Annotated in this window: 30 protein-coding genes; 11 read left to right on the forward strand and 19 right to left on the reverse strand. The window is 58.2% G+C overall.

Translation table 11 applies throughout. From position 1 onward, the window contains the following. The 3 genes from A2I95_RS18535 to A2I95_RS18545 all read right to left on the reverse strand — a co-directional run. On the reverse strand, positions 1-177 hold a 177-nt coding region (locus tag A2I95_RS18535; RefSeq protein ID WP_291732066.1), incomplete at its 3' end, for a helix-turn-helix domain-containing protein. A gap of 80 nt (positions 178-257) precedes the next feature. Beyond that, positions 258-1,187 carry an adenylate/guanylate cyclase domain-containing protein gene (locus A2I95_RS18540; protein WP_291731978.1) on the reverse strand — a complete coding sequence of 310 codons (930 nt, stop codon included), beginning with the start codon at positions 1,185-1,187 and terminating at the stop codon, positions 258-260. 89 nt (positions 1,188-1,276) lie between these two features. Further along, entirely contained in the window at positions 1,277-1,678 is a 402-nt protein-coding gene (locus A2I95_RS18545; RefSeq protein WP_291731980.1) for a rhodanese-like domain-containing protein, read from the reverse strand. Positions 1,679-1,851: 173 nt separating this feature from the next. On the opposite strand from A2I95_RS18545, the gene A2I95_RS18550 reads away from it, so the two are divergent. From A2I95_RS18550 to A2I95_RS18570, 5 genes are all read left to right on the forward strand, one after another. Further along, complete coding sequence (locus tag A2I95_RS18550) at positions 1,852-2,169, forward strand: helix-turn-helix transcriptional regulator (RefSeq protein ID WP_291731982.1); 318 nt, start codon at positions 1,852-1,854, stop codon at positions 2,167-2,169. A 54-nt stretch (positions 2,170-2,223) separates the two neighbouring features. Then, complete coding sequence (locus A2I95_RS18555; protein ID WP_291731984.1) at positions 2,224-3,273, forward strand: permease; 1,050 nt, start codon at positions 2,224-2,226, stop codon at positions 3,271-3,273. A gap of 95 nt (positions 3,274-3,368) precedes the next feature. Then, entirely contained in the window at positions 3,369-4,625 is a 1,257-nt protein-coding gene (soxC, locus tag A2I95_RS18560; protein ID WP_291731986.1) for a sulfite dehydrogenase, read from the forward strand. Further along, complete coding sequence (locus A2I95_RS18565) at positions 4,615-5,157, forward strand: c-type cytochrome (protein WP_291731988.1); 543 nt, start codon at positions 4,615-4,617, stop codon at positions 5,155-5,157. The genes soxC and A2I95_RS18565 overlap by 11 nt, the downstream gene beginning before the upstream one ends. A 178-nt stretch (positions 5,158-5,335) precedes the next feature. Further along, positions 5,336-6,079, forward strand: coding sequence for an SDR family oxidoreductase (locus A2I95_RS18570; RefSeq protein ID WP_291731990.1), 744 nt, complete (start codon positions 5,336-5,338; stop codon positions 6,077-6,079). 234 nt (positions 6,080-6,313) lie between these two features. Here the strand turns inward: A2I95_RS18570 and A2I95_RS18575 are convergent, their stop codons facing one another. From A2I95_RS18575 to A2I95_RS18585, 3 genes are all read right to left on the reverse strand, one after another. Further along, positions 6,314-7,537 carry an aminotransferase class I/II-fold pyridoxal phosphate-dependent enzyme gene (locus tag A2I95_RS18575; RefSeq protein ID WP_291731993.1) on the reverse strand — a complete coding sequence of 408 codons (1,224 nt, stop codon included), beginning with the start codon at positions 7,535-7,537 and terminating at the stop codon, positions 6,314-6,316. A gap of 12 nt (positions 7,538-7,549) precedes the next feature. Beyond that, the gene (locus A2I95_RS18580) at positions 7,550-8,794 is read right to left on the reverse strand and encodes an MFS transporter (protein ID WP_291731996.1); all 1,245 of its coding nucleotides are present in this window, start codon (positions 8,792-8,794) and stop codon (positions 7,550-7,552) included. Between the two features lie 189 nt (positions 8,795-8,983). Next, on the reverse strand, positions 8,984-9,355 hold the full coding sequence (locus A2I95_RS18585; protein ID WP_291731997.1) for a PadR family transcriptional regulator: 372 nt from the start codon (positions 9,353-9,355) through the stop codon (positions 8,984-8,986). Positions 9,356-9,473: 118 nt separating this feature from the next. On the opposite strand from A2I95_RS18585, the gene A2I95_RS18590 reads away from it, so the two are divergent. Continuing rightward, entirely contained in the window at positions 9,474-9,827 is a 354-nt protein-coding gene (locus tag A2I95_RS18590; RefSeq protein ID WP_291731999.1) for a DUF3088 family protein, read from the forward strand. A gap of 411 nt (positions 9,828-10,238) precedes the next feature. After that, entirely contained in the window at positions 10,239-10,355 is a 117-nt protein-coding gene (locus A2I95_RS42580) for a hypothetical protein (RefSeq protein ID WP_367151973.1), read from the forward strand. A 234-nt stretch (positions 10,356-10,589) separates the two neighbouring features. On the opposite strand, the gene A2I95_RS18595 is transcribed toward A2I95_RS42580, so the two are convergent. Further along, complete coding sequence (locus A2I95_RS18595) at positions 10,590-11,339, reverse strand: hypothetical protein (protein WP_291732000.1); 750 nt, start codon at positions 11,337-11,339, stop codon at positions 10,590-10,592. 86 nt (positions 11,340-11,425) lie between these two features. On the opposite strand from A2I95_RS18595, the gene A2I95_RS18600 reads away from it, so the two are divergent. Continuing rightward, positions 11,426-11,968 carry a MarR family winged helix-turn-helix transcriptional regulator gene (locus A2I95_RS18600; RefSeq protein WP_291732001.1) on the forward strand — a complete coding sequence of 181 codons (543 nt, stop codon included), beginning with the start codon at positions 11,426-11,428 and terminating at the stop codon, positions 11,966-11,968. After that, a complete protein-coding gene (locus tag A2I95_RS18605) occupies positions 11,969-12,661 on the forward strand; it encodes an MOSC domain-containing protein (protein WP_291732003.1) in 693 nt (230 codons plus the stop codon). Between the two features lie 368 nt (positions 12,662-13,029). Here the strand turns inward: A2I95_RS18605 and A2I95_RS18610 are convergent, their stop codons facing one another. Continuing rightward, positions 13,030-13,950 carry a glutathione S-transferase C-terminal domain-containing protein gene (locus A2I95_RS18610; RefSeq protein ID WP_291732005.1) on the reverse strand — a complete coding sequence of 307 codons (921 nt, stop codon included), beginning with the start codon at positions 13,948-13,950 and terminating at the stop codon, positions 13,030-13,032. Positions 13,951-14,031: 81 nt separating this feature from the next. Then, on the reverse strand, positions 14,032-15,066 hold the full coding sequence (locus A2I95_RS18615) for an MBL fold metallo-hydrolase (RefSeq protein WP_291732007.1): 1,035 nt from the start codon (positions 15,064-15,066) through the stop codon (positions 14,032-14,034). 111 nt (positions 15,067-15,177) lie between these two features. Here A2I95_RS18615 and A2I95_RS18620 point away from each other — a divergent pair, with 111 nt between their 5' ends. Next, positions 15,178-15,519, forward strand: coding sequence for a helix-turn-helix domain-containing protein (locus tag A2I95_RS18620; RefSeq protein ID WP_291732008.1), 342 nt, complete (start codon positions 15,178-15,180; stop codon positions 15,517-15,519). 42 nt (positions 15,520-15,561) lie between these two features. Here the strand turns inward: A2I95_RS18620 and A2I95_RS18625 are convergent, their stop codons facing one another. After that, positions 15,562-16,416 carry a LysR family transcriptional regulator gene (locus A2I95_RS18625; RefSeq protein WP_291732009.1) on the reverse strand — a complete coding sequence of 285 codons (855 nt, stop codon included), beginning with the start codon at positions 16,414-16,416 and terminating at the stop codon, positions 15,562-15,564. Positions 16,417-16,553: 137 nt separating this feature from the next. On the opposite strand from A2I95_RS18625, the gene A2I95_RS18630 reads away from it, so the two are divergent. Continuing rightward, on the forward strand, positions 16,554-16,973 hold the full coding sequence (locus tag A2I95_RS18630; RefSeq protein ID WP_291732011.1) for a DUF4437 domain-containing protein: 420 nt from the start codon (positions 16,554-16,556) through the stop codon (positions 16,971-16,973). 84 nt (positions 16,974-17,057) lie between these two features. On the opposite strand, the gene A2I95_RS18635 is transcribed toward A2I95_RS18630, so the two are convergent. The 9 genes from A2I95_RS18635 to A2I95_RS18675 all read right to left on the reverse strand — a co-directional run bounded on the left by A2I95_RS18635 (position 17,058) and on the right by A2I95_RS18675 (position 23,824). After that, entirely contained in the window at positions 17,058-17,624 is a 567-nt protein-coding gene (locus A2I95_RS18635) for a hypothetical protein (protein WP_291732012.1), read from the reverse strand. Continuing rightward, the gene (locus A2I95_RS18640; protein WP_291732014.1) at positions 17,621-18,025 is read right to left on the reverse strand and encodes a hypothetical protein; all 405 of its coding nucleotides are present in this window, start codon (positions 18,023-18,025) and stop codon (positions 17,621-17,623) included. The genes A2I95_RS18635 and A2I95_RS18640 overlap by 4 nt, the downstream gene beginning before the upstream one ends. A 26-nt stretch (positions 18,026-18,051) precedes the next feature. Then, a complete protein-coding gene (locus A2I95_RS18645; RefSeq protein ID WP_291732016.1) occupies positions 18,052-18,822 on the reverse strand; it encodes an SGNH/GDSL hydrolase family protein in 771 nt (256 codons plus the stop codon). Positions 18,823-18,864: 42 nt separating this feature from the next. Beyond that, the gene (locus A2I95_RS18650; RefSeq protein WP_291732019.1) at positions 18,865-19,761 is read right to left on the reverse strand and encodes a LysR substrate-binding domain-containing protein; all 897 of its coding nucleotides are present in this window, start codon (positions 19,759-19,761) and stop codon (positions 18,865-18,867) included. Between the two features lie 117 nt (positions 19,762-19,878). Further along, positions 19,879-20,271, reverse strand: a complete 393-nt coding sequence (locus A2I95_RS18655) for a hypothetical protein (RefSeq protein ID WP_291732022.1) — start codon at positions 20,269-20,271, stop codon at positions 19,879-19,881. Between the two features lie 51 nt (positions 20,272-20,322). Continuing rightward, positions 20,323-20,994 carry a GDSL-type esterase/lipase family protein gene (locus tag A2I95_RS18660; protein WP_291732024.1) on the reverse strand — a complete coding sequence of 224 codons (672 nt, stop codon included), beginning with the start codon at positions 20,992-20,994 and terminating at the stop codon, positions 20,323-20,325. Between the two features lie 17 nt (positions 20,995-21,011). Next, on the reverse strand, positions 21,012-22,097 hold the full coding sequence (locus A2I95_RS18665) for an ABC transporter ATP-binding protein (protein WP_291732026.1): 1,086 nt from the start codon (positions 22,095-22,097) through the stop codon (positions 21,012-21,014). 65 nt (positions 22,098-22,162) lie between these two features. After that, complete coding sequence (locus A2I95_RS18670) at positions 22,163-22,960, reverse strand: ABC transporter permease (RefSeq protein ID WP_291732028.1); 798 nt, start codon at positions 22,958-22,960, stop codon at positions 22,163-22,165. A gap of 3 nt (positions 22,961-22,963) precedes the next feature. Further along, positions 22,964-23,824: an ABC transporter permease gene (locus tag A2I95_RS18675; protein WP_291732031.1), complete on the reverse strand. Its 861-nt coding sequence runs from the start codon at positions 23,822-23,824 to the stop codon at positions 22,964-22,966. Positions 23,825-23,832 lie beyond the last annotated feature (8 nt).

Consider the following 23,832-nt stretch of genomic DNA (forward strand, 5'->3'; position numbering starts at 1 on the left):
GCCGTAGACCGGCGCTTCGAGGCCGCGTTCCAAATGCTTGCGCACTGTCTTGCGGTCACAGCCAACTTTCCGCGCGATCGCGGAAATGCTGAGACCCTGTTTCTTCAGATCATGGATCAAAACGATCTCCCTCAGTCCCTTCACCTGCCTGCCCCTGTCACTCTCTGTTTGGAGCATCAGGCCTGTGTCCCGCGGCAGCGCCAATTCCGAATATTTGAGGTTCGGAATTGACCCTGCCGCTCACGGCTGGGGAATTTTCAAACGGCGGTTTTGGGAAGATTACGTCCGGCGGTTACAACTTGTCTTCTGAGATGTTCCGCTGCATGGGCTGCGGCACATGTACTGAGTGCGTCGCTGCCTTTGTCGAAAGTTGCCAGCACCCCGTCACCCATGAATTTGAGGATGTTGCCGCCGTATCTATGGACGCTTTCCACCACGCATTCGAAATAGCTGTTGACCATGTCCAGCAGCTGGTCGCGCGGAATCTCGTCTGATATCTTTGTAAACCCCTGCAGATCCGACGACCAAAGTGCCGCCCGGATGCTCTGTCCGGCACCTCTTTCGATCAGACCGTTGAATACGGTTTCCGCTGCATTTTTGCCAAGGTATGCCCGAACGACGTTGCGGCCGATCTGCTGATTGGATGATGTTTTGATTACCAGGGCTATTGCTTGCGCGATACGCTTGATTGCATCCAGATGCCAATCCTCAAAGCCGCCCGGCCGGTCAGTGGCCCAGGACATCAGAATAAAACGGGCCGGACCCAGGGTCATTCCTGTTCCCAGCGAGATGCGCAGCGCGAAATAGTCAGTCCCGCCGTTCTTTTGCAATTCGTTCAGCAAAGGAAACTGGGTGAAACCGCTGGAACCTGTTAGCGGATACCTGATGGAATCTGTCGGCTGTGAGATCAGCTTGTAGAAAGGGGTTCGGGTAAAATCAGTACCTGTTTCCTGCGATGCGCGCAGCCAGCTTTCTGTCTCAATGCTGCCGTTGCCGCGGGTCCAGATGTGCAGATGGCCGCCGATCGTAGGATGCAGCACAGGCTGGGATGCGTTAAACCTGTAAATGGGTATGCCCGCTTTCAGCAAGCTTCGGCAGGCGCGTTCAAGCACCGCGGCTTCACCTAAATCGCTGAGAGCATCCTCAATGATGGCCTGGGTGATCCGGGAAATCTTTTCATCGGTCATCTGAAGTTCTCAACCTGTCTGGCCTTTCAGCATATCGCCTGTTGGACTGCGGAAGCACTGCAGCGCTTCCGCATCGGAAAACTCCGCCTCTAGTTCTGCGACGTATCCACTGGGCCGCCCTGTTTGACCCATTCGTCAAAACCGCCGGCCATGTGCATTACTGGAGACATGCCCATATCCATTGCCAGCTTGGCAGCCAGCGCCGAGCGGCCGGCGGCCGCGCAGTAGAACACATAGGTCTTGTCTTGGTTGAAGACAGGTTTGTGATGCGGGCTATCCGGGGCAATCTGGAACTCCATGGTGCCGCGTGAGCAATGCACTGCGCCGGGGAGAAGACCGGTCCGCTGCACTTCCGTGCCGTCGCGAATGTCGACAAACACATAATTTTCGTCTGAAACTTTTACCTTTGCGTCGTCAATTGTCATGACGGCAACTTCGCTGTTCGCTTCGTCGATCAGGGACTTGAGACCCTTGGTGAAGTTCTGTGCCATAGTTCTACTCTCTCATTACTTGAGTGTTGCGGTGGTTCCGCTGCCGCGCAATCTTATATAAACCTCAGATATTTATGATCTTTCCCGCTTGTGCTAACCAGGAGTACAGGGGATCTTCTGAAGATTTTTCCGACTCATGTTGACAGAACCGGTTTTTTAGATATTTTGCTGCTATGACTATTTCAAGCTCCAATGCCCGTGCCCTTGCTGCCCTTGGCCATGATGCCCGCCTGGACATCTATCGAATCCTGGTGAAAGCAGGCGAAGAAGGATTGCGGGTTGGTGATATCGCCGAGCATTTGGGGCTTGCTGCGTCTACTCTGGCGCACCATCTTTCGACCCTCGTCGATGCCAAACTTGTTATTCAGGAAAAGAGAGGACGCGAAGTGTTTAACCGGATCGACTATCCTGTTATGCTGAAGCTCTCTACTTTCCTGACTTCCGGGTGCTGCGAGGGAGTAACGCTTTCTGTCAAAGAAGGTGCCGATTGATTTGGATCGGCTTTTTTTTGGCTTGAAAATAACTAAAAAACTGGAAGTTTAGATATGACTAGTGCAACTGAAAACTCTCCAAGACAAGGCGCCGCTGTCTGGCAGTTCCTCAAGGACCAGCGGGTCTGGGTGGCATCCGCTGTCATCCTTTTGCTGCTGGCAGTCTTTGATCCCTCGCAGGCGCCGGAAAGTGCGGCATTTGCAGGTGCCGCGCTTTTGCACACCGCACCTTACCTGCTGTTCTCTATTGCCGTAGCAGCCTGGGCCGGGGCGACCGGAGCGGACAATCTGGTGGCCAGGGCCTTTACCGGCTCACCGCTTTTGATGATTGCTCTTGGAGCCCTGGCCGGCGGGCTGTCGCCCTTTTGTTCCTGCGGCGTGATCCCGCTGATTGCCGCATTGCTCACCATGGGCGTGCCGCTTTCGGCCGTCATGGCATTCTGGCTGGCATCGCCGATCATGGATCCTTCCATGTTCTTCCTGACGGCTGGGGTTCTCGGCGTTGAATTCGCAGTGGCCAAGACATTCGCCGCTGTTGGCCTTGGGCTATTTGGCGGATTTGCCGTCCACTTGCTGAGCCATAGCGGCGCGTTGAACGATCCGCTGCGTGACGGCGTCGGCAATGGCGGCTGCGGCGGCTCGAAAATGCGTGCGCCCAAGCCGGTGGTCTGGAAATTCTGGACTGAGGCCGAGCGCCGGGGGAAATTCACCGCGACTGCCTGGACCACAACCCTGTTCCTGGCCAAATGGCTGCTGCTGGCCTTCATCCTGGAAAGCCTGATGCTGGCCTGGATCCCGGCGGAAACCGTGACATCCACCCTTGGCGGCGAGGGGCTGCTGCCGATCATCACCGCAACGCTGGTTGGTGTGCCTGCCTATCTCAATGGCTATGCCGCGCTGCCGCTGGTCGGCGGATTGATCGAGCAAGGTATGGCACCCGGTGCGGGCCTGGCGTTCCTGGTGGCTGGCGGCGTGACCTCGATCCCCGCAGCAATGGCTGTCTGGGCGCTGGCAAAGCCCAAGGTCTTTGCCATCTACCTTGGCCTGTCGCTCAGCGGCGCATTCGCGGTGGGGCTGCTCTTTCAACTCTGGCACACGGTCTGACCTGATACCGGCCCGGGCGCCCAGCGGCGCCCGGGCCCGCACATACGCGCAAGGCGTACTGTCAGCCGCAAGGCTGCAAAAGAAGGAGGAAACTCATGACAAGCAACACAGGTTTTCTGGGAAGACGCGACTTCCTGAAAACAGGCGCCACATTGCTGACAGCCAGCGCCGCTGCCGTTCCTGCGGCACTGGCGGCAAGCGGATCTGCAAAGGCCCGGGAATTCCCGGACAACATGCTTTACCCCGGGGCCGAGGATGAACCCTATGGCAGCCCGTCGGAGCACGAATCTGATGTTGTGCGGAAGATCTTCCCGCAGCACGGCCAATCGACTCTGACGGCGTCATTTTCGCCGCTTCAAGTCCAGAAAGGGATTATCACCCCCTCCGGCCTGCATTTCGGCGCGCATCATTCGGGTGTTCCGGATGTTGATCCGGACAACCATGAGCTCATCATTCACGGAATGACGGAGCGGCCGCTTAAGTTCACCGCGCGTGATCTGCTGCGCTATCCGATGAGCGGCGGCATCAACTTTCTGGAATGCGGCGGCAACACGGCCCCCAATGGCTACAACTCTGATCCGCAGCAGATGCCGCTTCAATATCTCTACGGTCTTCTTTCAGGATCAGAGTGGATCGGTGTCCCGGTCAAGCTTCTCCTGCAGGAGGCAGGCATCGATCCCAAGGCCAAGTGGGTCATTGCAGTCGGTGCTGATGCAGGCGGTCTGGCTCGCAGTATTCCCTTGGAAAAACTGATGGATGACGCGATCATCGCGCTTTACCAGAATGGCGAGCGCCTGCGTCCGGCTCAGGGCTATCCGATGCGCCTGTTCCTGCCGGGTTGGGAAGGCAACACCAATGTTAAATGGCTGCACCGGCTTGAAGTAACCGACCGTCCCGCGTTTACCCGCGAGGAAAGCCGGCACTACAGCGAAACCCTGGCCGACGGCTCGATCGAAGGGTTCAGCATGTATATGCGGACCAAATCGGTGATCACCTCCCCGGCTGTGGGGCAGACGCTGCACGACAAGGGGTATTATCAGGTGACGGGCCTGGCCTGGTCGGGCTTCGGCCGGATCACCAAAGTCGAAGTCTCCGACAATGGCGGCAAAACCTGGGTGCCTGCCGAGATCGAGGGCCCGGTGCTGAGCAAATCGCTCACCCGCTTTGTTCTGCCTTGGCGCTGGAATGGAGACCCGGCGCGCCTGCAAAGCCGGGCCACCGACGAGTGGGGAAACACACAGCCCACCCATCACGAATGGAAGAGCCGGTATTTTGAAGGCAGCCGAAATCACTACAACGCCGTCCAAGCGTGGCAAATCGACGGTCTGGGAGCCATCACCAATGTCTTCTAAATTATATCTGACGTGCGCTGTTGCCTTTGCATTTCTGGCTGAGGGAGCTGCCGCACAGGACACGCCTGCACTGGGAACCGAGGTCTCGGAAGCGGAGTTCGCGAACTTCTACACCACCATCTTTCCCGACGGTGAAGGCTTGCCTGCAGGCGGCGGTACCGTCCAGGAAGGTAAGGTTGTCTACGAAGAGCAATGCTCAGTCTGCCATGGGGAAAATGGTGAAGGGGACATGAGCAAATACATCCCAATCCTGGCCAGTAACGGCAAGCCGGATCACGGATTCCTTTGGTCCACGGGTTACTCCTGGCCATATGCGACGTCGATTTTTGACTACGTTCGTGTTGCCATGCCGCCGTTCAACCCAAAGGAGTTGAGCGATGATGAAACCTACGCCGTCACCGCTTACATCCTTCACTTGAATGGATTCCTGCCGGAGGACGGCAGCGTGACTCAGGATACCCTGCCGCAGGTCAAAATGCCTTCCCAGGACTACTTCGGCAGCCTTTGGGAAAAAGAAGAAAGCCAGCGCTGAATCTGGCTGAAGATGACCAGGCAGCGTGCCGCCGCTGTATGGCAAGGCGAACTGCGCAAGCAGTTTGCCCCTGCCCGGAGCAGGCACACCTTGTAGCAATCATTGTTGGCACCGCTATAGAGTGCTGTCCTGCTCCGGGCTTTCCATATGTATCAAACGAAAAACAGGAGCGAGCGAAATGCTTGACGGAAAGACCGCCCTGATTACCGGTGGCTCAAGCGGGATCGGGTATGCAACTGCAAAAATGTTGAATGACAGCGGCGCCCGGGTCGCGATCACCGGTCAGGACACGTACAAACTGGAAGCAGCTTGCGCATCTCTAGGCGGCGACACCCTGGCTATTCAGGCTGATATCAGCTCGGCGAAAGATCTCGAGCGTATGCAAGAGACGCTGAAAGACAAATTCGGCAAGCTGGATATCTTCTTCGCAAACGCGGGTGCTGCATTCAACACTCCCCTCGGCAAGACGAGCGAAGAAATGTACTATCGGCTGACGGACGTGAATGTGAAAGGCACGTTCTTCTCTGTCCAGTCTGTTCTGCCGCTGATGCCGGAAGGCGCTTCGATTATTCTGAACACATCTTGGCTCAACCAGATCGGGACGCCGGGAAAGGCGCTGCTGTCGGCATCCAAAGCAGCAGTTCGTTCCTTTGCGCGCGTCATGTCGGCAGAGCTGCTGGAGCGCAAAATCCGCGTGAACTGCGTGAGTCCCGGCACGATCGAAACACCGATCCATCGCGGCAAGGATGAGACTGATGAGCATTTCCAGGCTTATGTTGAGCAGATCGGCACTCAGGTTCCAGTCGGACGGATGGGCACACCGGACGACATTGCCTCAGCTGTTCTTTACCTGGCCAGCGATGCTTCCAGCTACATGCTTGGCGCGGAAATCGTAGTGGATGGGGGCCGGGCGGAACTTTGAGCATCTGGTGATTGCCTGAGAGACCGGAGTTGAATGTAACTCCGGTCTTTTCGCGTCGAGGATCCCGGAATGCTGGCCTGAACAAGCTCAAGCAGGTAAACCTGCCGTGCCGTCAGAAACAGCGCCGGCAATAGGCAGTGTTTGAAGCAGAAAGAGACCGGGAGGCTCCAAACAGATTTGGTGAAACCTCCAGGTCCTAGTTGGCTGCTAGCGTTGACTGAACGGGGGCCAGTCTTAGCAGCAGCTATCTGCTTTGGGAGCGCAAGCCGCCGCGACGCAATCAGAGGCGTCGGAGTTATCGATCACCGTCTTGAACTGCTTGAAAGCGGCTTCGATATCTGCCCGGGGCGCTGCGATGTTCACCCGGATAAAGCGGGTTGCGTCTTGATCGAACCAAGTGCCCGGTGTGGCGCCAAAGCCGGATTCGCTCAGTTTTGCTTTCAAAGCGTCACCTTCGAGACCGGTGGCTGAGCAGTCGAGCCAAACCTGATAGGTGCCTTCAACCGGCGACATCTTGATTGCTGGCAGTTCCTCTTTCAAGAAACTCCCGATCCAATTCACGGTACCTTCCAGATAGGCGATCAATTCGTCCACCCAGGCGTCGCCTTCTTCATAGGCCGCAACGGTTGCAGCCAGAGTGAAAGCGTTGCTGTGCGTCAGATACATGGAGTCGGCGATCTTCTTGAAGCGCTCCAGAATATCGGCATTCTCCGTATAGACGTAACCATTCGAGATGCTGTGCAAACCGAAGGTCTTGGCAGGCGAGCCGATTACCGCCACGTGGTTTGCTGCATCAACGGCCATCAGGCTGGTAAACTTGTGGCCGCTGTAAATGATGTCCGCGTGGATCTCGTCGCTGATGAGGGTCACGCCGTGTTTGTTTGCCAGCGCGGCCAGTTTCCCGAGTTCGTCTTCGCGCCAGACGCGGCCGACAGGGTTATGCGGGTTGCACAGGATCATCGCTTTTACAGCCGGTGCGCTCAGCTTGGCGTCGAGATCGTCAAAATCCATCTCATAGGCGCCATCTGTATTGCGCAATGGGCTTTTGACGATTTCACGGCCTGCACCACTGATCACTTTGCCAAATTGGTGGTAGGCAGGCACCTGCATCAGCACGCTGTCTCCTGCTTCGGTCAGCTCGCGGATCAGCATCGACACGGCGGTCAGCACACCTGTCACTTGTTCGAAATTGTCGGGGTTCAGCGTCAGCCCATGGCGGCGCCCGTACCAGCCGGAGATTGCGGAAAACACGCCTTTTGCATTGAACTCGTAGCAGAACTGCCCGCGGTTTGCGATGCGCAGCATGGCATTCTTGATCGGATCTGCGATGGCGAAATCCATGTCAGCTACCCACAAAGGGGCCATCTCTTCCTTGCCGAAGACCATTTTCAGGAAATTCGGGTTGTGGCGGACAAAATTGTCGCCGGTCTTTTCAGGTGCGGTGTCAAAGATGCTCATTGAGGTTCTCCTTCAGGCCGTGGCCTGGTTAGTGACAGAGTTGCGGTTGGAGAGGAAAACTGCAGCCACGAAGGCCAGCAGCATAGTGGCGCTGACGGCCGACAGGCCAAATAGGAGCCCGGCGTAGCTGCCGCTGCTGCTCCAGACGAGCGCCGCAATTGCAGGTGCGAAGGCCTTGCTCATCAAGGCAGGCGTATTGAGCATACCGTTGATTGCGCCGTAGGACGTCTTGCTTAACAGCTCCGGAACGGACAGCCCCATGACGATAGTCATGACACCCGTTGCGGCTCCATAGGCGATTGCAGCTGCGACCAGCACGGGAAAGCTTTCCGGGAACAAGGCAAAGGCGAGCAAGGCCAAGGGAAAGATGGAGGCTACGAAGATCCCGATGGATGCGATGCTTCTGGTCTGAAAGACCTTCATGAAAGCCCGCCCTGCTACTTGGGCGGGGCCGAACAGAGCCAGGATAAAGACAGCGTTTTCGCTTGAGAGGCCGTTTTCTCCAAGCAGCGGATAGAGGTGGAAGCGGAAGGATGTCTCCATGGCGCCATAGAGCACAAAGCACATCAGGAGCGCCCAGAAGACAGGCCGCCGCAGCGCCCGCGCCGGAGCCTCTTTCGTCACGGATGCCTTTGGCTCCGAAGTATTACCGCTGCCGGCCGAAGTAACGCGCGGCAGGAAATAGTAGATGCTTGCGCATACCAGAACGTTGACCAATCCCAGTGCAATCAGCACCTGGCGCCAGTCAAAGTACCCCATCAGATATTCGATCGAGGGAATGAAAACCGTGCTGGCGAAGCCTCCCCAAAGAGTGAGGGTTGTCACATAGTCCCGTGTTTTGGATGTATCGCAGTGCCGTGCGACGACAGCAAAAGAAGCATTGTACAGGACAGCAGCTTGAAGACAGCCTATCCCGCCAAAAGCAACGTAGAACCACAGCAGCGACTGGGTCTGAGACCATGCAAAGAACAATATTCCCGCGAAAACTGATCCGCCAGTCATAATGGCACGGCCATATCCTTTGTCGATTGCGGCGCCGACCGGGACGGATACCAGCGCTGACATCAAAAGCCCGATTGTCAGCGCAACATAGATCTCGGATTTGGCCCAACCGAATTCAGTCCCCATTGCCACGGCCATTTGCGGGAATGCGTAGTAAAGCGTTCCCCAGGAACACAGCTGAGCGAAGCCAAATGCAGACAGAAAAACCGGGCTGAATTTCGCCGCGCTGCCCGTCTCGTTTTCTGAGGTTTGCATCAGAGGTGCTCCATGCAGTTGCTTGCTGGGATGGGAGCCATGCACCTATCAGGGCAGGCTGCCGCCATCCTGTTGTTGGTCAGGCCGGTGTTAAACACACCCGCGGTTGGGTTCTCGGATGAAGGCCTCATGTTTACTCATCGATGCATCGACCATCTAAGTTAAAGGGCAAAAAAGAGGCGGCTGAAACTATGCCTCAGCCATACTCACGCAGTCATTCAGGGCTTGTGTGATCTTCATCCACTCCCCCAGCCCGACCTTGAAGGCTTCACGGCCCTTGTCGGTGACCGTGTAAATCTTACGCTCGCGGCCGGAAACTGTCTCCGTTTCATAGGTGACGTAGCCACCCTCTGCGAACTGCTTCAGAACCGGGTAGATCGTGCCCTCTTTCGGGGCACAGCATCCTTTTGTTCTGTTGATGACCTCCTTGGCGATGTCATAGCCATGCAGGTCGCGTTCACACAGCACACATAGAATGAAAAACTTCGACAAGCTCATCCTGATGGTGCTGTTCCAGTAGTCGGGGCTGAGGAGGTCCGGCGATTTGGTATTGATGCTCATGCTGCGCTCCTATACATCGATCATCGACATGTCAAGCGGCCGTCGGCATCCTTCCCGACCGGAGCCGTTTGCCGCAACGCAGGCAGTCCGTTGAATCCAGACCTGAAAGGAAAGCGCCTTGGCCGAAACCATTCTCTACCTTCTGAAGTCCGATTTTATAGATGCCCAGCATGGGGACAGACTCTTTTATTGCCCGTCTTGCCTTAAGGTTGAAGGCCTTCTGAGCATGTTCCCGAAAATCCGGCAGGAACTTGATGTACGCTATGTGGATTTCGCCCGTCCGCGGGGAGATATGTCCGGCTTTGTTGGAGAAAGCCAGGGGTGCCCGCATATTGTTTTGCCCGGCGGGGATGATGATCATTCTGCGGAATTGAGCGTAGCGGGTGCGGGAATTGTGCGCAGGATTGAGAAAGATGAAGACATCTTTGCTTACCTGATCAACCGTTTTGGGGTTTCACATCCGCACCCCTGAACGCTGCTGGCCGCACGTGGTGCTGCCCAGCTGATCCCGGATTGTGTGGCCGGCACCAGAAAGCGGCGTTGATCTGACAGTTCTTGCCCAAAGCAATAAGACGCTGAGTCCTGGGAAAGGGCCGTAGTTGAAGGGCTGGAAACTCTCACTCCGCGGCGGCTCGCAAAGTCTATGAATCTCCAAGGCGCCGACGCGCAGGATAACAGCTGCGAGAACGCAGGAACAATCCTCCCAGAGGAGTGCCTGGAGCAGTCTTGACACTAATGTCGAATGCAGAGCTAACAGATGGAAAACGATTATCCTTTGAAACTAGACCATATTGCGGTCGCGGCGCGCTCTCTCTAGGAGGGATGCGCCTACATTAAAGGTGCTTTGGCTGTCGATATGCCCGAAGGCGGTACGCACCCTCAGATGGGCACACACAATAAACTGATGTCATTGGGCAGTGAGACTTGTCTGGAAGTGATCTCAATTGACCCCAACGCTCCAACGCTCCAACGCTCAGCCGGTCGAGATGGTTTGATCTGACAGATTCGACGGCCATCCGAAGTTGGGAACTTGGATAGTTAGCACCAAACAGATCAAGGCGGATTTAGCTCAGGCGCATCCAAACAGCGGCCGTGCAATAGAGATGACACGGGGTGATCTTAACTGGCTCATCTCACTTCCTGATGATGGCGTACCTGCAGTTCAGGTGCTAGCATTTGTATTCTCCTTTAAAAGCGGGCAGCCGCACTGAATGCTGCGGCTGCCCAATGAAACTTACTGAAGCTTGCCAGGCAGGCTCAGATCGCCTGAGGCTACGTCGAATACATCGGTGACGCACAGCAGCGGCGCGTGAATGCTGGTGTTCACCCGCAGGGCGGAAGTGACTCCGTCATAGGCAACGCCTTCCAGCTCGACGCCGCTGGCAAAGCCTGCATTCACCTTGATTTCCGGGCCGTCGAACAGCGGCGTGAATCCGGGGCTGTCCAGGAAGATCGGGAACCCGGGCCAGGTCGCGGGCAGTTTGGGCGTCGCGCCTTCCGGTATGTCGCGCACGGCGAGGGCACCGGGGCCGCAGGCTTCGGTCGGAGTCAGAACAACCCAATGGCTGTGCCATTCGATACCGTCATTGGCCGGATCGCCGTCGCCGTTTTCATCAAAAAGCGGGGTGTCGTCAAAATCCGGGTGGCTGGTTGCAGCCATTGCCAGAATGCCGGTGCCGCCTTCAAAGCCCACAGCAGAGGGGTCAAGAGATGTAGGCCACACGTAGGACCAGACATCTGACCCGCCCACTGCCCCGGTAGCCGCTGGGACCGATGCTCCGGCGGTGCCGCTGGTGGTCATGCGGAAGGTAACAGTGTTGCCGTTGCGATGCGCGTGCGCCGCGAGGATGTCAAAATCAGCTACCTTGCCGACATCTGCTGGAGAGACGACGGCCCCCTCCTGATGAATGGCATGGCCGCCGTCCGCAACAGCGGACGAAGCACCGAACACGATGGCGGCAAGGGATATCCAGGGAAGTTTCATTTCTCATCTCCAGTCATTTGATAGCGACTCGCTACTATACGGAAAAACACATTGCAACTTTAATTTCGACTCGCTACCTGTTGAGCATGAGAAAAGACCACGGCATCCGCATCCTCATCAACCGCCTTGCCAGGATAGATTCCGCCGCTGGCTGGACCGGCGACCTGAACCCGGCACAAAGGGCAGCGCTGGAGTATCTGACTGAGGCCAATCAGTTTTCCCGTTCGCCGTCACATGTCGCCGAGTATCTGGGAACAACGCGCGGAACGATGTCCCAAACGCTGAAGGCACTGGTGCGCAAGGGATACGCTGCTGAACGCCGGCAGAAGTCCGACCAGCGATCAATTTCCTATGAGCTGACCGAGGCAGGCCTGGCCGCCGTGACAGGATCTAATCCGATTGCAGACGCCATTGGCAGCCTGCCCGCCGCCGTTCAGGCCGCGCTTGAGGACGGCCTGCTTCAGAGCCTTAGGCTGGCTCTGGCGGCAAACGGCGGCCAGTCGTTCGGGAAATGCAAAACCTGCGCCTATCATGACGCCGGTTCCGGAAATGGCTTCTGCACCTTGCTGGGGCTCGGCCTGGAGCCGGGCGAAAAAGACAAGATCTGCATCGAACACCAAGAGGCCTGAATGACCCTTCCTGAACTCTCGGCAGAAATCGGCGGCATCTTCCTGGGCAGCGTTCAGGACCGCTGGGAAGGAAAAGCACCCTCCGCCATTCAGAAAGACCGGGTGCCCGGCCCTCAGGCCATTACGCAGACCGGATTTTCAGAAGATGCGCAGGCGGACCTGACCGTGCATGGCGGCGAAGAAAAAGCCATTCATCACTACGCGCTGGATCACTATGCGGCCTGGCAGGACGAGGGGCACATGGCCGCCGGAACAGTCCCCGCGGCCTTTGGTGAAAATATCACAGCAACCGGTTTGACCGAGGAAAACCTCTGCATCGGGGATATCCTGAAGCTGGGTAAAGCCACCGTTCAAATCAGCCAGGGCCGCCAGCCCTGCTGGAAACTGGGGCTGCACACCGGAAATGAAAAGATGCCCTACCTGTTTCAGAAGACAGGCCGCACCGGATGGTACTACCGTGTGCTGGAAACCGGCGCGGCTGAAGCTGGCGGCCGCATAACGCTGATAGAAAGACGCAACCCGGACTGGAGTGTCCTGCGCGTGACCCGCGCCCGGCTGACACGCAGGGTTTCCCGCGAAGATGCCGAAGCTCTGGCAGATCTGGCTGATCTCGCCTCCGGCTGGAGGCAGGCATTCGCGCGCGTGGCTGCGGGGGAAACAAGGGAAGACACAAAGGCCAGGCTTGCTGGTTAGGACTGATACCGGCACATTGCTGACCTTGGCTATGGTCGCTGCACGACAGTTACTGCTTTCTCGGCTGTGGATGGCTGCTTGCACAGTTCGGAGAAGTTGCTCTCGCAGCTGCAGAGAATGTACACTTTTCGCTCTACATGTTGCATGGCCATGTCTGCTTTGTGCTGCCTACCGTCATTCACGCCTGGCGCGGCGAATGCCCCGGTCAGAGCCTTGAACGGTCTGGCAGTGGCCGTGCGGCGCGCGTTGAACGTCCCCTAAGTGCCATTCACAGCCTTCTCCCCGTACGAGATGCCTTGAAGGGACTGAGGTCTGCCGCGAAAGGCCGAGGCAGGCATTTCCATGTTTTTAAAGCTCCCCGACGGATCTTACAAAGGATCACATGTTCTGGGCAGAATGTATCTTCCAGTAGCCGTCGGCTGGCGCACCGGAAAACCTGCTTCGTCAAAGTAATGCAGCCGGTAGTCGTGAAACGCCAATGTGCCTGCCACTCCTGGAAGGGCAGCAATGCGTTCCAGATGCTGCTGGAGCGCTTTGTTGTCGCCCCATCTCCGGTGCAGAAGATGGAAGGCACCGTGGTAGGCTATATCAAACCGAATGCCTGTGGCAAAAATCATGAGATCGGCAATGGTGGGGCCTGACCCGAAAGCATAGCCGTCGGCGACCAGTTCTGCAGTCTTGTCCAGGGCGATATCCAGGGCGTCAACGGCGCTGCCATAAGATGCCTGATCCGTGGCAAAGCCAACCTTGTAGACCCCTATGTTCAGGTGCTGATGGATCCAGTTGCACAGGTCTGCAAACTCCGGTTCTTGTGGGCACATTTCCAGCAAGCAGGCGGCTGCAAGGGCTTGCATAATATCCAGGGACTCTGCCGAAGCGATTGCCCCTGCGGTACTGTCCCAAAGAACCGGCACGGTGACGCGGCCCGAATAGGCCGGGTCGGATACCGCATAGACCTGCCAAAGCGCCTCCTGCCCGGTCGGCGGTGCGGATCCGGGCGCAAAGGTCCAGCCCTGCGGGCCGCCCAGCCAGGGATCGCAGTAGGTAACGCCAACGGGCGCTTGCCGGATCAGGGCCCGCATCATCAGAACTCGATGGGCAAACGGGCACGCCTTTGCCGCAAACAGGTGATAGCTACCGGGCTGGTCCCGCAAACGCGCAATGTCCGTATTCACTCGGGATGCCGGAGTGGCAAAACTCGCTGCGATATCAGCGCCGCGGTCGGGCAGCGTCGCAAGATCGCTATACCATTGCCCTTGGTACATGCCGCGCTTGGGTGCAGTGCTCATGTGCATCGCCTCAAAATTCAAGCGGAGCAGGCGGTGTGCCTGCTCCTGTTTGCAAATAGAAACTCTGACCACTTCGTCAGATCAGACTTCGAAGCGGTACTCGTCCGGCTGCCAGGCATAGGCTTCTCCCGAGCGCAGAACCCTGCCGAAAGTCGGGAAGGGCAGATGCGCGGAGGCAATCAGGACGCCTTCGCCGGCGGCCATATCCAGCAGGCTGGCACGGGTTTGTTTTCCGGTTGCGCCATCGACATCGAAGGCCAGACCCGCTTCCGGGTGGGCGAATTGAACCGACGCGACACCGCAAGCGTCGCCCCAAATCAGCAGATCCTCGCCACCTGACGACAGACGGTAACCGCTGTGGCCCGGCGTGTGGCCATAGAGCGGCACCGCTGTGAAGCCCGGGATCACTTCGGGCGCACCAGAGAAAACGTGGATCCGACCGTCATATGCAGTTTTCACTCCGATGGCGGCATCAAACCAGGATTTGGCGAAATCAGGTGCTTTCGACTGTTCAGTCGCTGACGTCCAATAATCGAACTCGAGACCGGCAACGTGGATTTGCGCATTCGGGAACACGGCTGCACCGTTTTCCAAGAGGGCTCCGATGTGATCAGGGTGCATGTGTGTTATCAGAATGTCATCCACCTGATCCGGCGTATGCCCCGCCGCTGCGAGAGCAGAAAGGAATTTGCCAGCGGTCGGACCGAACAAGTCTGCAGAGCCGGTATCGACCAGGACCAGGCGGTTGCCCTGATTAATCAGATAGGAGGTGACGCCGATCCGGATCGAGCCATTGTCCGGCAGGCCAGCTGCAGCTGCCAAGTCTTCGACCGATGCCTGCTCGATACCTGTCCAGAACCCGTGGGCGACATCAATATAACCGTCCAGCAAGGCCGTGACCTGGGCATCCCCTACCTTGCGGCGGTAAAATCCCGGGGCCTGCCCGCTTGCCAAAGGAGCCTTGGCCGAAACTACAGCCGGAAGAACCGTTGCGGCGGCGGCGGCAGCTGTGGTCCCAAATACTTGTCTGCGAGTGATTTGTGTCATCTTCGATCTCCTTGCTAATAAGCCGCAAGCAAGCCCGAGAAAACCGCGTACCGGCCCGGCAAACCCCATGTGAGGCTCTTCAAACCAGCGTCCCTTGCTTGCATCGCTCGAAGCGGACGATAAGATCTAGGGAACCAGATCAAAAGTACGCACCTTTTGGTTCCTATGAGGTTTTCACAAATGCTTGATATCAAGCCCGATCCATACGCAGCCCTCTGCCCTTCCCGTCAGATCATTGCAGTGATCGGAGACAAATGGTCCTTGCTGGTCATCCCCCTGCTGCTGGACGGGCCAATGCGCAACGCCGAATTGATGCGGGCAATTGAAGGGGTTTCACAGAAGATGCTGACCCAGACTTTGAAAAGGCTGGAAGACTACAATTTGGTCACCCGCCGCGACTATGGCGAGGTGCCGCCCCGAGTGGACTACCGCCTGTCGCCGCTTGGGCATTCGCTAGCCGCGGTGATCAGCACGCTTGACAACTGGGTGATTGAAAACTGCGATGACATGACCCGGAAGTGAAGCCACGCTTGAGCTGGTGCCCACCCTGCCCTCGGCCCGGCATCAGTTCAGGGTGCGCTTCATGAATTTACTGAAGGCCTGGATCAGCGGATTGCCGCGGTTGCTGGGATGGTACAAGCACCAGATTTCGGAGAACTCACTGACCTCCAGGCCATCCATTCTGACCAGCCCATCGGTGAGCGCAGGCAGGTCCGGCACCAGTGAAACACCCAGGTCCGCCCTGACGGCCTGTATCATGAGGCTCATGGAATCGAAGCTTGTGACCGAGGCACAAGCCGCGGCGTTCCTTGCAAACCATTTCCTGACCGGATGCTGCGCCAGGCCGCTGCCCGGCACCAGCCAATCAAATTCAGCGCCGCTGCCAGTCCCCTGCGCCGGCTTGTAGCCTCGCCCCCGAACAACGGCATATTCCAGCCGCCTGAGAAACTGCACCATCAATTGTTCAGGCGGATTGGCGGAGGGGCGGACCGCCAGATCAAACCCGCGCTCCCACAGCTTGGCGAATTGATTGCTGGTGCTGAAATCAATGTCGACATTGGGAAACTCGCGCCGGAAACCAGCAAGGTTCGGCAAGATGAAGTGCTCCAGCAGGAGATCCGTAGTGGTGATCCGCAGGCGGCCGCTCAACTGATCATCCAGGCCAGAGCAGATGGCCTCAGCCTGCGACAGCGCCTCGCTGATTTCCCGCCCCTGTTCGGCCAGCTCTTCAGCTGCCGGAAAAGGGTGAAAGCCGGTTTTGGAGCGAGAGAATAACGGCGCACCGGCTTTGGTCCCGATCCGCTTGATCGCCCGGAACACCGAGGACACATCCCGGTCCAGAAACCGGCCAGCCCTGTCCAGGGTCCGCTCCCGGCACAGTGCCAGGATCACCAGAAGATCATCACTGGTCAGTTTCATCGGCCCCCCCGAAACGGATCATTGCAGCAGCGCACATTTCGCTTCTCCGCCATTTCCATAGGTTCATTTGCATCAACTTCCGCCCATGGGGGCAGCCGGGTTGGCTGCCGACCGCCATTGCCAAAGGAGATCATGAAATGGGTATTTTCAAACTTGCCGCCGCAGCCGCGGTTTCGCTCACCGCAGCAACCGCAGCATTTGCGGACACCGGGCTGATGACGAAATTCGACGACATCAAATGGACCCCGATCGAGGGCACCCCGATGTCGCTGTCCATTCTTTGGGGTGACCGCAATACCGGCCCCTATGCCATGTACCTGAAGATGCCCGGCGGTTTCGAGGTTCCCGAACATGCCCACACTTACGCCTATGAAGGCTTCACTATCCAGGGCGAATGGCAGCACAGCTTCGCCGGCGAAACTAAGGTGCTGCCGGTCGGATCGCGTGTCACCCAGCCCGGCAACGCTTTTCACGGCGATGCCTGCGTGAGCGAAGAGGATTGCGTTCTGTTCGTCTTCCAGGATGGCAAGGGCGATGCGATTTTCCACAGCGAATAATCTGCCTGTTCCGTCTGTCACGAGTACAGCCGCCCCCTGCCGGGGCGGCTTTTGCCTGGTCAACCCGCTGGCGCCGAGCAGGGCCTATTGCCGTTGCCGCCACTGCTGCTCATAAGTTCCAAAAGCTTCAGCGAACCCTTCCAGCGGCCATTCCAGGCTGAAGCGGCGGCCATGCCGGCCCACGAATTCAAACCGGAAAACACCGCCCTGCTGCATAGCTTGCAGAACCGCCGCCGACTCGTCCTGACCCAGGCTGCAGTCCGCCCACAAAAGGCACCGCCGGTCCCGCATCTGCCAAACGGTCCGGCCATCTCTGTCTATCCGGAATCCATCCGCCACAAAGGCGGTTCCCGGTTCGGGTCCGAACATGACATCATGCACACTGCCTGCCTCGTCCCGCGGCGTCACGAAAGTGAACAGGGCCCCGAATTCAGGGGCTTCGGCATAAACATCCACCCAGCGGACATAGCACCGCTTATTCAAGGTGCCGTGTTCCTGCCGCTCGTCGCAGATCGTGTTCCAGATGCCATGCTCCGAATAATGGGTGACCCGCCAGTTTCCCGCCGTGTCACGCCCTTGCAGATCCTGCGCTCCGGCTGCGCCTGCGATCAGCAGGCCAATGCCGCCGGCCAGGCAGCGCAGCCAAGTCATCCGCTTTGGCCTGCCAATTGCCGCGCGGAATCCAAAGCGGCGCGCCAGTCATGGCCATGAACTGACACAATCCGGCCGGCTTGCGAGACAACGAATATCGGCGGATAGACAAATTCCAGCTGAGGTGCAGCCAGACGCAGGATCGGATCGCGCTCCCCGTAGACGCCCGGGGTTGGCACATCCCGCGTCCGCCGGATCACGTTATCCTCGACCTCAAACCCCAGCGCGCCCCCTTCTGCCTTGACGCCGGCCAGGTGGTCCCGTTTGAAAGCCATGCAAGGCGGGCAGTCCTCGGCGCCATAGAAGTGAAATGTGACCGCTCCGGCGGCAATTGCCTGCCCGCCCGCGGCCACAGTCAACGCCGCCAGTGCAGCCGCGCAAAACATCCGTCTTTTCAACATCTCTCATCTCCTGTCTTAGAAAACTATCATTCCGCTGCATCCGGAGCAGATGCGCTCAGCAGTTGCTGAACTGCCGGAGCAATTGCCCGCCCCAGGCGGCGTTGGGCCTTGGCGGTTAAGTGAACGCCGTCCGCACCGTCGGCCTTGGTAACCTGCCCAGCGTCGAACATTGGGATGCCTGCCCGTTGCGACATTTGGCTGAAGGCTGAAGCCAGACGTTCCGATGGCTCCGCCGCGGCACCAAAGAGAGATGCCAGCCTGCCCTTTTGCGGATTCTTCAACGGCGGTGGTGCGATGACGAGAACCTGCTGCACCCCGCCCGCATGCAGGATTCGAGCCAACGAGAAAGCAGAGCGCGCGATTGTTTCAGCATCCCGGCGCAGCCCGGCCTGAAGGTCATTTGTGCCCAGCATGATCACAGCGAGGTCCAGCGGCAAATGCCGAGCCGCCACATCCGGGAGCGGGGTCAGAACCGCCAAGCCAATATTGTCCAAGGGTGCTCTGTGGTGCAAATCGGTCCGGCGTCCGATGCGGCCTTCTTCAATGATAACTGCATCCCCCAGTGCAGCACCCATCACTGGGCCCCAGCGGCTTCCTGCATCGTGGCGGGAACCGGATGCATTCGAACCCCATGTATTGCTGTCGCCCAGCGCCAGAATACGGACCTCCGCTAAAACCAGATTCGGCAGCAGGCATATCAAAACGGCGATCAGGTGCTTGCGCATGAGTGGTTCTCCGTTTGCAGGCGCTCTTCTGTGCCAACCTACCGCCCGCCCACGAATGCGTGCAGAAGGCACCTTTTGGTAACTATCCTAATACGGTTCACATTTGCGGGAGGCTCAGCCCCTGGCAGCTTCTGAAATCCAATCCACGAACTGACGCACAGCCCGCTTCCGCATCGCGGACGGAGACCTCAAAACCCGGTAGTGGTATCCAGGCAATTGCGGGCCTTCGAGCTGCACCAGGCTGTCTTCGAACTCCGAGGAATTCACAATGGTCCGGCTCAGCAGAGCCGCACCGTGGCCACGTTTCAACGCGTCGAAGGCCAAGTTGTAGGCATCAAAGCTCATCCGGCGGTAAGTCTCGAAACCATCCCGGCCTGCGGCTGTAAACCAGGCTTTCCAAGACGGTGCCGTCAGCGCGGAATTCTCCCAGCGGACCTCAATCAGACGCTGCTTGGTCAGCATTTCAATTCTGGCGGCCCTGCCCGGCTGCAGCAGCGAATTGCTGACTGCGGCAACGTAGTATTCCTGATAAAGCGCGATTTCTTCGCTGCCATCGGGAGGCTTCGCACCATAGCGGATTGCCACATCAATCTCGCTACCGCTCATATCCGCCACCCCTTCGCTGGCGTAGATATTCAGCGTCATCTGCGGAAAGGCCTCATAGAATTGGCCCAGCCTGGGCTGCAGCCAATAGCGGGCAAACTCGCGTGTGGTCGAAATATTGACTGAATTGGCATCGATGTTGCCATAAGTCTCCTCAAACGCCGCTGCCAGGCAATCCATGCCGCGGGTGATATCCGGCAGCATCCGGGCGCCTTGGTCAGTCAGCGTGATATTGCGGCCCGAACGCTCGAACAGTTTGATATCCAGCAGCGTTTCCAGGTGGCGTATCTGATGGCTGACGGCTGTTGGCGTCACAGACAATTCATCCGCGGCATCCGAAATGCTCTGCAGCCGGGCAGCAGCTTCAAAGGCGCGGATCGCGTTCAGAGGCGGCAGGCGTCGTTTCATCTCACCCTTTCATGACACGGACGGCGGTGTCAGACAAAGTTGAATTATCTGCATAAAAGGGATTGAAAGCGCGTAGGTTCCGGGCCTCCGCGATACGAGAGGCCCGGAGCAACGGCATCAGTGGATGTCGGAATATGTGATCGTGACGCTGTCCACGTTCACCAGACCCAGAAACGGCTTGTTCACCGGGTCGGCAACAAACTTGTCCAGCGCAGCGCGGCCTGCCTCTTCGCTTTCCCAGTATTCGACCTCAATCCAGACACCATCGGCCTGCAAAGCCACATGGCGGTCAACGAAGCCCTCGTAGTTGGCATGCAGATTTGCGTTCACGGCACCTCCGGCAGCGGCTTCTGACATCGCTTCGACAGTAACACCCTCCTTGGCTTTGAAGGTGACGTATTCGATGGTTCCGGCTTTCGTCAGATTTGCAGCCATAGCGGTGGTCACGGTCCCAATGGCCAGCGTTGCCGCAATTGCTGCGGTATTCAGGCCTGTTGCAAGTTTCATCATGTCTTTCTCCTCCGTTTGCATGATGGGATTGTGAGTGGTGGCAATTGAAAATCAGAGCGCCCGCACGGCTTCGGCGATTGCCTTGCCAAGCTGAGCATGTTGTTGCTTGCTCATGTGCAGCCCGTCTGTGCCCTCGGCATTGCCCACCACAGCGCCTGCGTTAAAGCTGGCGATCCCAACCTTGTCCGCCGCGGTTTTGAGCGCAGCTCCCAGCGCCTCGGACTTGGCCTTTCCGCCTTCGAACATTGCTGCAAAATCAGGGTGCGGCATGACGCTGACAGGGGCCGGCGACACCACCAGCACCTTGGGCGCATCATAGTGATAGGCAACACCGCCCGCGCAGCCTTGCGCCACCTTCGCAACCTCAATGATTGCATCGGCAATGTCTTCGGCAGAGCGGTTCGTCTCGGCCTTCAGATCATTGGTACCTAGCGCGATGACCAGCAGATCCACCGGCATTTCGCGGGCGATGGCGGCGGGCAGCGTTTTGGCGCCATTGAACATATCCGCCTTGATGGCGTTCCAGTCCATGGATTCATCGAGGTTCGTCGCCCGCGCAGTCAGCCCATCCACAGCAACCCGGTAACCACCACCAAGCTCTTCCGCCATGACGCCTGCCCAGCGTTCATTGTCGGCGTAGCGGGTGGAGGGGAATGCTTCTTCCACACCGATCCAGCCCCAAGTGTTGCTGTCGCCGTAAACAAGGATCTTCTTTTCTGCCATTTGAGGCTTCCTTTCTATTATTCAGTGATGATGTGGCCGTCTTCCGGGTGCCAGCTCGCCGTCACGCCAGCGCCCACTTCGATATCCAAGGACTGCATGTCCCGCTGCTGAAGCTGGACCGTGACCTGGGTTCCCGCCCCGGTTTCAAGGCGCAGGTTGACCAGAGCCCCAACAAATTCCTCGCCGATGACACGGCAGGGCACCTCGTTGTCTGCCCAGCCTGCCGCCGGAGTGATGGAGATCTGGTCGGCCCGAACAACCAGGCTGACCCGCTGCCCAGGTGCCAGCCCTGCAGTCTTCAACGCATCAGATTTGAAAGTGCCGTCAGCGCTCTCCAGCACCAGTTCACCGTTCTTGCGCGGGCGAACGGTGCAACCGAAAATCGAGGAGCCGCCCAGGAAGTCGGCGACAAAAGGCGTTGCGGGTCGCAAGTAGATATTTTCCGGGCTTCCAGCCTGCTCAATTCGGCCCTTGTTCATGATTACCACGGTATCAGCCATGGAGAACGCCTCCGAATGGCTGTGGGTGACATAGATAAAGGTGATACCCAGCTCGCGCTGCAGGCGCTTCAATTCCCCCTGCATCTGCACTGACAGACGCGCATCCAAGGCCGACAGGGGTTCGTCCAGCAACAAAACGGAGGGTTCCGTCACCAAGCAGCGGGCCAGAGCAACGCGCTGCCGCTGTCCGCCAGAAAGCTGGTTGATCCCCCGGTCCGCATACTCGCCAAGACCCAGCTTCTTCAACCAGACTTGCGCCCGGAGTTTACGTTCCGCCGCTCCGACACCATTCATGCGCAGACCGAACTCTACGTTTTCGCGCACGTTCAAGAAGGGAAACAGCGCCAGGGACTGCCAGACCATCGGCATCTCGCGTTCCCAGATCGGCAAGTCATTGATCCGCCGGCCCTGGTGCAGGATGTCTCCGCTGCTGGCGTCTTCCAGCCCGGCCAGCATCCGAAGCATGGTGGACTTGCCGCAGCCCGAGGGGCCCATAATGGCGATGAATTTTCCTTCTTCGATGTCCAGGTCAAGGTTTTCCACGGCCACGGCCGCACCGTAGGTCTTGCGGAGGTTCTTCACCGAGATATGGGCTTGGCTCATGGCGCGCTCCTGCGGCTGGGGCGCGGCATCCCGCGCGGATTGGAGTTGGAGGGGAGACAAACTGTTCATTTCGCGTCTTTCGTCAGGCGGCGCAGCACCAGGAACTGGGCGCCCAGGATCAAAGAGATGGAGGTGACAAAGGTGATCGAGCCGATGGCATTGATGCGCGGGCTGACGGCGGATTGCAGGAAGCTGAGAATCCGGACCGAAGATGTTTCCTCCAGCCCCCCGACAAACCAAGTGACCGCGTATTCATCAAAGCTCACCGCCATGCATAAAAGGAAGGCTGCGAGCACCGAGGTTTTTGTCGACGGGATGATGACTTCCCTAAACGCGCGCCAGTTGGAAGCGCCCAGGTTCTGCGCTGCAAATTCGAGGTCGCCGTCGATCTGCGAAAACCGCAGGCGGATGATCGCCATTGCAAAGGGTGAGGTCAGGACAATATGGCTGACGACGATGGCGGGTAATGTGCCGGACAGGCCGATGCGGGACAGGTAGGCCAGCATCGCCAGACCAATGACCACCAGCGGGATCAGCGGCGGCATCAGCGCAAAGACCAGCACCAGCTTCTTGCCAAGAAAATTGAACCGGTAATCGGCATAAGCCGCCGCAAAACCCATCAGGGTGGCAACCGGCGCCACAATCAGCGCAATCTTGACTGTGTTCTTGAAAGCGTCGATCACCAGCGCATCTGCTAGGATCAGCCGGTACCATTCCAGCGTGAAGCCGCCGAGCGGGATGGTTGGAAACCGGTCCGAATTCAGGGAAAACACAAAGTTCGTCAGGATTGGCGCATAAAGGAACGCCAGGGCCAAGCCGGTGAAGACAAGGGTTAGACGGCGGGTGATGCGGGAGACACGCATGGATCAGGACCTCCGGTATGCAAAGGTGATCGAGGCCAGAGCTGTGAGCAGCAGCGTCGCGATCATCATCAGGGCGACGACGGCGGCGCGGGGCCACTGCTGGCCGGACTTCACGGTGTCAGCGATCAGGATAGAAAGGGTCGTGAACTTGCCGCCGCCCAGATAAGTCGCCGTCACGAAATCTCCGAAGCTGAAGATAAAGGCGAACAATGCCCCCAGCACGATCCCGGGACGGGCCGCGGGCAGCACCGTGGCAAACAGCACCCGGCGCGGGCCGCAGCCAAGATTGTAAGCGGCGTCGATCAGGGTCCGGTCCAGCGACAGGAGCGAGATCGACTGGATCACGATCACCAGCGGCAGCGTCAGGGTGACCAGTCCGATCATCAGTGCCAGCGGCGTGTTCAGCAGGCTGCCGGTCTCGATGCCGATGGCTGCCATCAGCTTCATAACGATGCCGTTTTCGGTCAGGTAGATCTGCCAGGAGTAGATGCGCACCAGATAGGAGGTGAAGAAGGGCACGACAAACAGACCGAGCAGCACCATCCGGGCGCGGGGTGTCAGGAAAAAACTGATGGCCAGCGCACAGGGCAGCGCAACCAGCGTGGCCAGCGCGGCGGCGCTGATGGCTATCACCGCAGTGCGCGCATAGGCAGACCAGAAATACCCGGCGGTCAGGATCTTCTGCCAGTTCTCCAGCTGGAAATTCGGCGTCAGCAGAAAGTTCTTCACATCCCAGAAGCTGAGCCAGATCAGCAGGACCATCGGCCCCAGGAAGAACCCAGCCAGCCAGACCGGCAGCGGCAGGCTCCACATGGCGCCATAGGCGGCCCTGGAAAGGCGCCGGGCTTGAACAAGAGAAGTCATGAAAGGTT

It is taken from the genome of Leisingera sp. F5 (assembly GCF_001593695.1).

Excerpts from the sequence above, each read along its gene's own strand:
- A2I95_RS18580 (WP_291731996.1), bottom strand. The coding sequence starts at position 8,794 with ATGCAAACCTCAGAAAACGAGACGGGCAGCGCGGCGAAATTCAGCCCG.
- A2I95_RS18600 (WP_291732001.1), top strand. The coding sequence starts at position 11,426 with ATGAGAAAAGACCACGGCATCCGCATCCTCATCAACCGCCTTGCCAGG.
- A2I95_RS18570 (WP_291731990.1), top strand. The coding sequence starts at position 5,336 with ATGCTTGACGGAAAGACCGCCCTGATTACCGGTGGCTCAAGCGGGATC.
- A2I95_RS18555 (WP_291731984.1), top strand. The coding sequence starts at position 2,224 with ATGACTAGTGCAACTGAAAACTCTCCAAGACAAGGCGCCGCTGTCTGG.
- A2I95_RS18675 (WP_291732031.1), bottom strand. The coding sequence starts at position 23,824 with ATGACTTCTCTTGTTCAAGCCCGGCGCCTTTCCAGGGCCGCCTATGGC.
- A2I95_RS18630 (WP_291732011.1), top strand. The coding sequence starts at position 16,554 with ATGGGTATTTTCAAACTTGCCGCCGCAGCCGCGGTTTCGCTCACCGCA.
- A2I95_RS18565 (WP_291731988.1), top strand. The coding sequence starts at position 4,615 with ATGTCTTCTAAATTATATCTGACGTGCGCTGTTGCCTTTGCATTTCTG.
- A2I95_RS18595 (WP_291732000.1), bottom strand. The coding sequence starts at position 11,339 with ATGAAACTTCCCTGGATATCCCTTGCCGCCATCGTGTTCGGTGCTTCG.
- A2I95_RS18640 (WP_291732014.1), bottom strand. The coding sequence starts at position 18,025 with ATGTTGAAAAGACGGATGTTTTGCGCGGCTGCACTGGCGGCGTTGACT.
- soxC (WP_291731986.1), top strand. The coding sequence starts at position 3,369 with ATGACAAGCAACACAGGTTTTCTGGGAAGACGCGACTTCCTGAAAACA.
- A2I95_RS18610 (WP_291732005.1), bottom strand. The coding sequence starts at position 13,950 with ATGAGCACTGCACCCAAGCGCGGCATGTACCAAGGGCAATGGTATAGC.
- A2I95_RS18670 (WP_291732028.1), bottom strand. The coding sequence starts at position 22,960 with ATGCGTGTCTCCCGCATCACCCGCCGTCTAACCCTTGTCTTCACCGGC.
- A2I95_RS18620 (WP_291732008.1), top strand. The coding sequence starts at position 15,178 with ATGCTTGATATCAAGCCCGATCCATACGCAGCCCTCTGCCCTTCCCGT.
- A2I95_RS18635 (WP_291732012.1), bottom strand. The coding sequence starts at position 17,624 with ATGACTTGGCTGCGCTGCCTGGCCGGCGGCATTGGCCTGCTGATCGCA.
- A2I95_RS18660 (WP_291732024.1), bottom strand. The coding sequence starts at position 20,994 with ATGGCAGAAAAGAAGATCCTTGTTTACGGCGACAGCAACACTTGGGGC.
- A2I95_RS18585 (WP_291731997.1), bottom strand. The coding sequence starts at position 9,355 with ATGAGCATCAATACCAAATCGCCGGACCTCCTCAGCCCCGACTACTGG.
- A2I95_RS18605 (WP_291732003.1), top strand. The coding sequence starts at position 11,969 with ATGACCCTTCCTGAACTCTCGGCAGAAATCGGCGGCATCTTCCTGGGC.
- A2I95_RS18650 (WP_291732019.1), bottom strand. The coding sequence starts at position 19,761 with ATGAAACGACGCCTGCCGCCTCTGAACGCGATCCGCGCCTTTGAAGCT.
- A2I95_RS18545 (WP_291731980.1), bottom strand. The coding sequence starts at position 1,678 with ATGGCACAGAACTTCACCAAGGGTCTCAAGTCCCTGATCGACGAAGCG.
- A2I95_RS18540 (WP_291731978.1), bottom strand. The coding sequence starts at position 1,187 with ATGACCGATGAAAAGATTTCCCGGATCACCCAGGCCATCATTGAGGAT.
- A2I95_RS18655 (WP_291732022.1), bottom strand. The coding sequence starts at position 20,271 with ATGATGAAACTTGCAACAGGCCTGAATACCGCAGCAATTGCGGCAACG.
- A2I95_RS18665 (WP_291732026.1), bottom strand. The coding sequence starts at position 22,097 with ATGAGCCAAGCCCATATCTCGGTGAAGAACCTCCGCAAGACCTACGGT.
- A2I95_RS18550 (WP_291731982.1), top strand. The coding sequence starts at position 1,852 with ATGACTATTTCAAGCTCCAATGCCCGTGCCCTTGCTGCCCTTGGCCAT.
- A2I95_RS42580 (WP_367151973.1), top strand. The coding sequence starts at position 10,239 with ATGGGCACACACAATAAACTGATGTCATTGGGCAGTGAGACTTGTCTG.
- A2I95_RS18615 (WP_291732007.1), bottom strand. The coding sequence starts at position 15,066 with ATGGGGTTTGCCGGGCCGGTACGCGGTTTTCTCGGGCTTGCTTGCGGC.
- A2I95_RS18625 (WP_291732009.1), bottom strand. The coding sequence starts at position 16,416 with ATGAAACTGACCAGTGATGATCTTCTGGTGATCCTGGCACTGTGCCGG.
- A2I95_RS18575 (WP_291731993.1), bottom strand. The coding sequence starts at position 7,537 with ATGAGCATCTTTGACACCGCACCTGAAAAGACCGGCGACAATTTTGTC.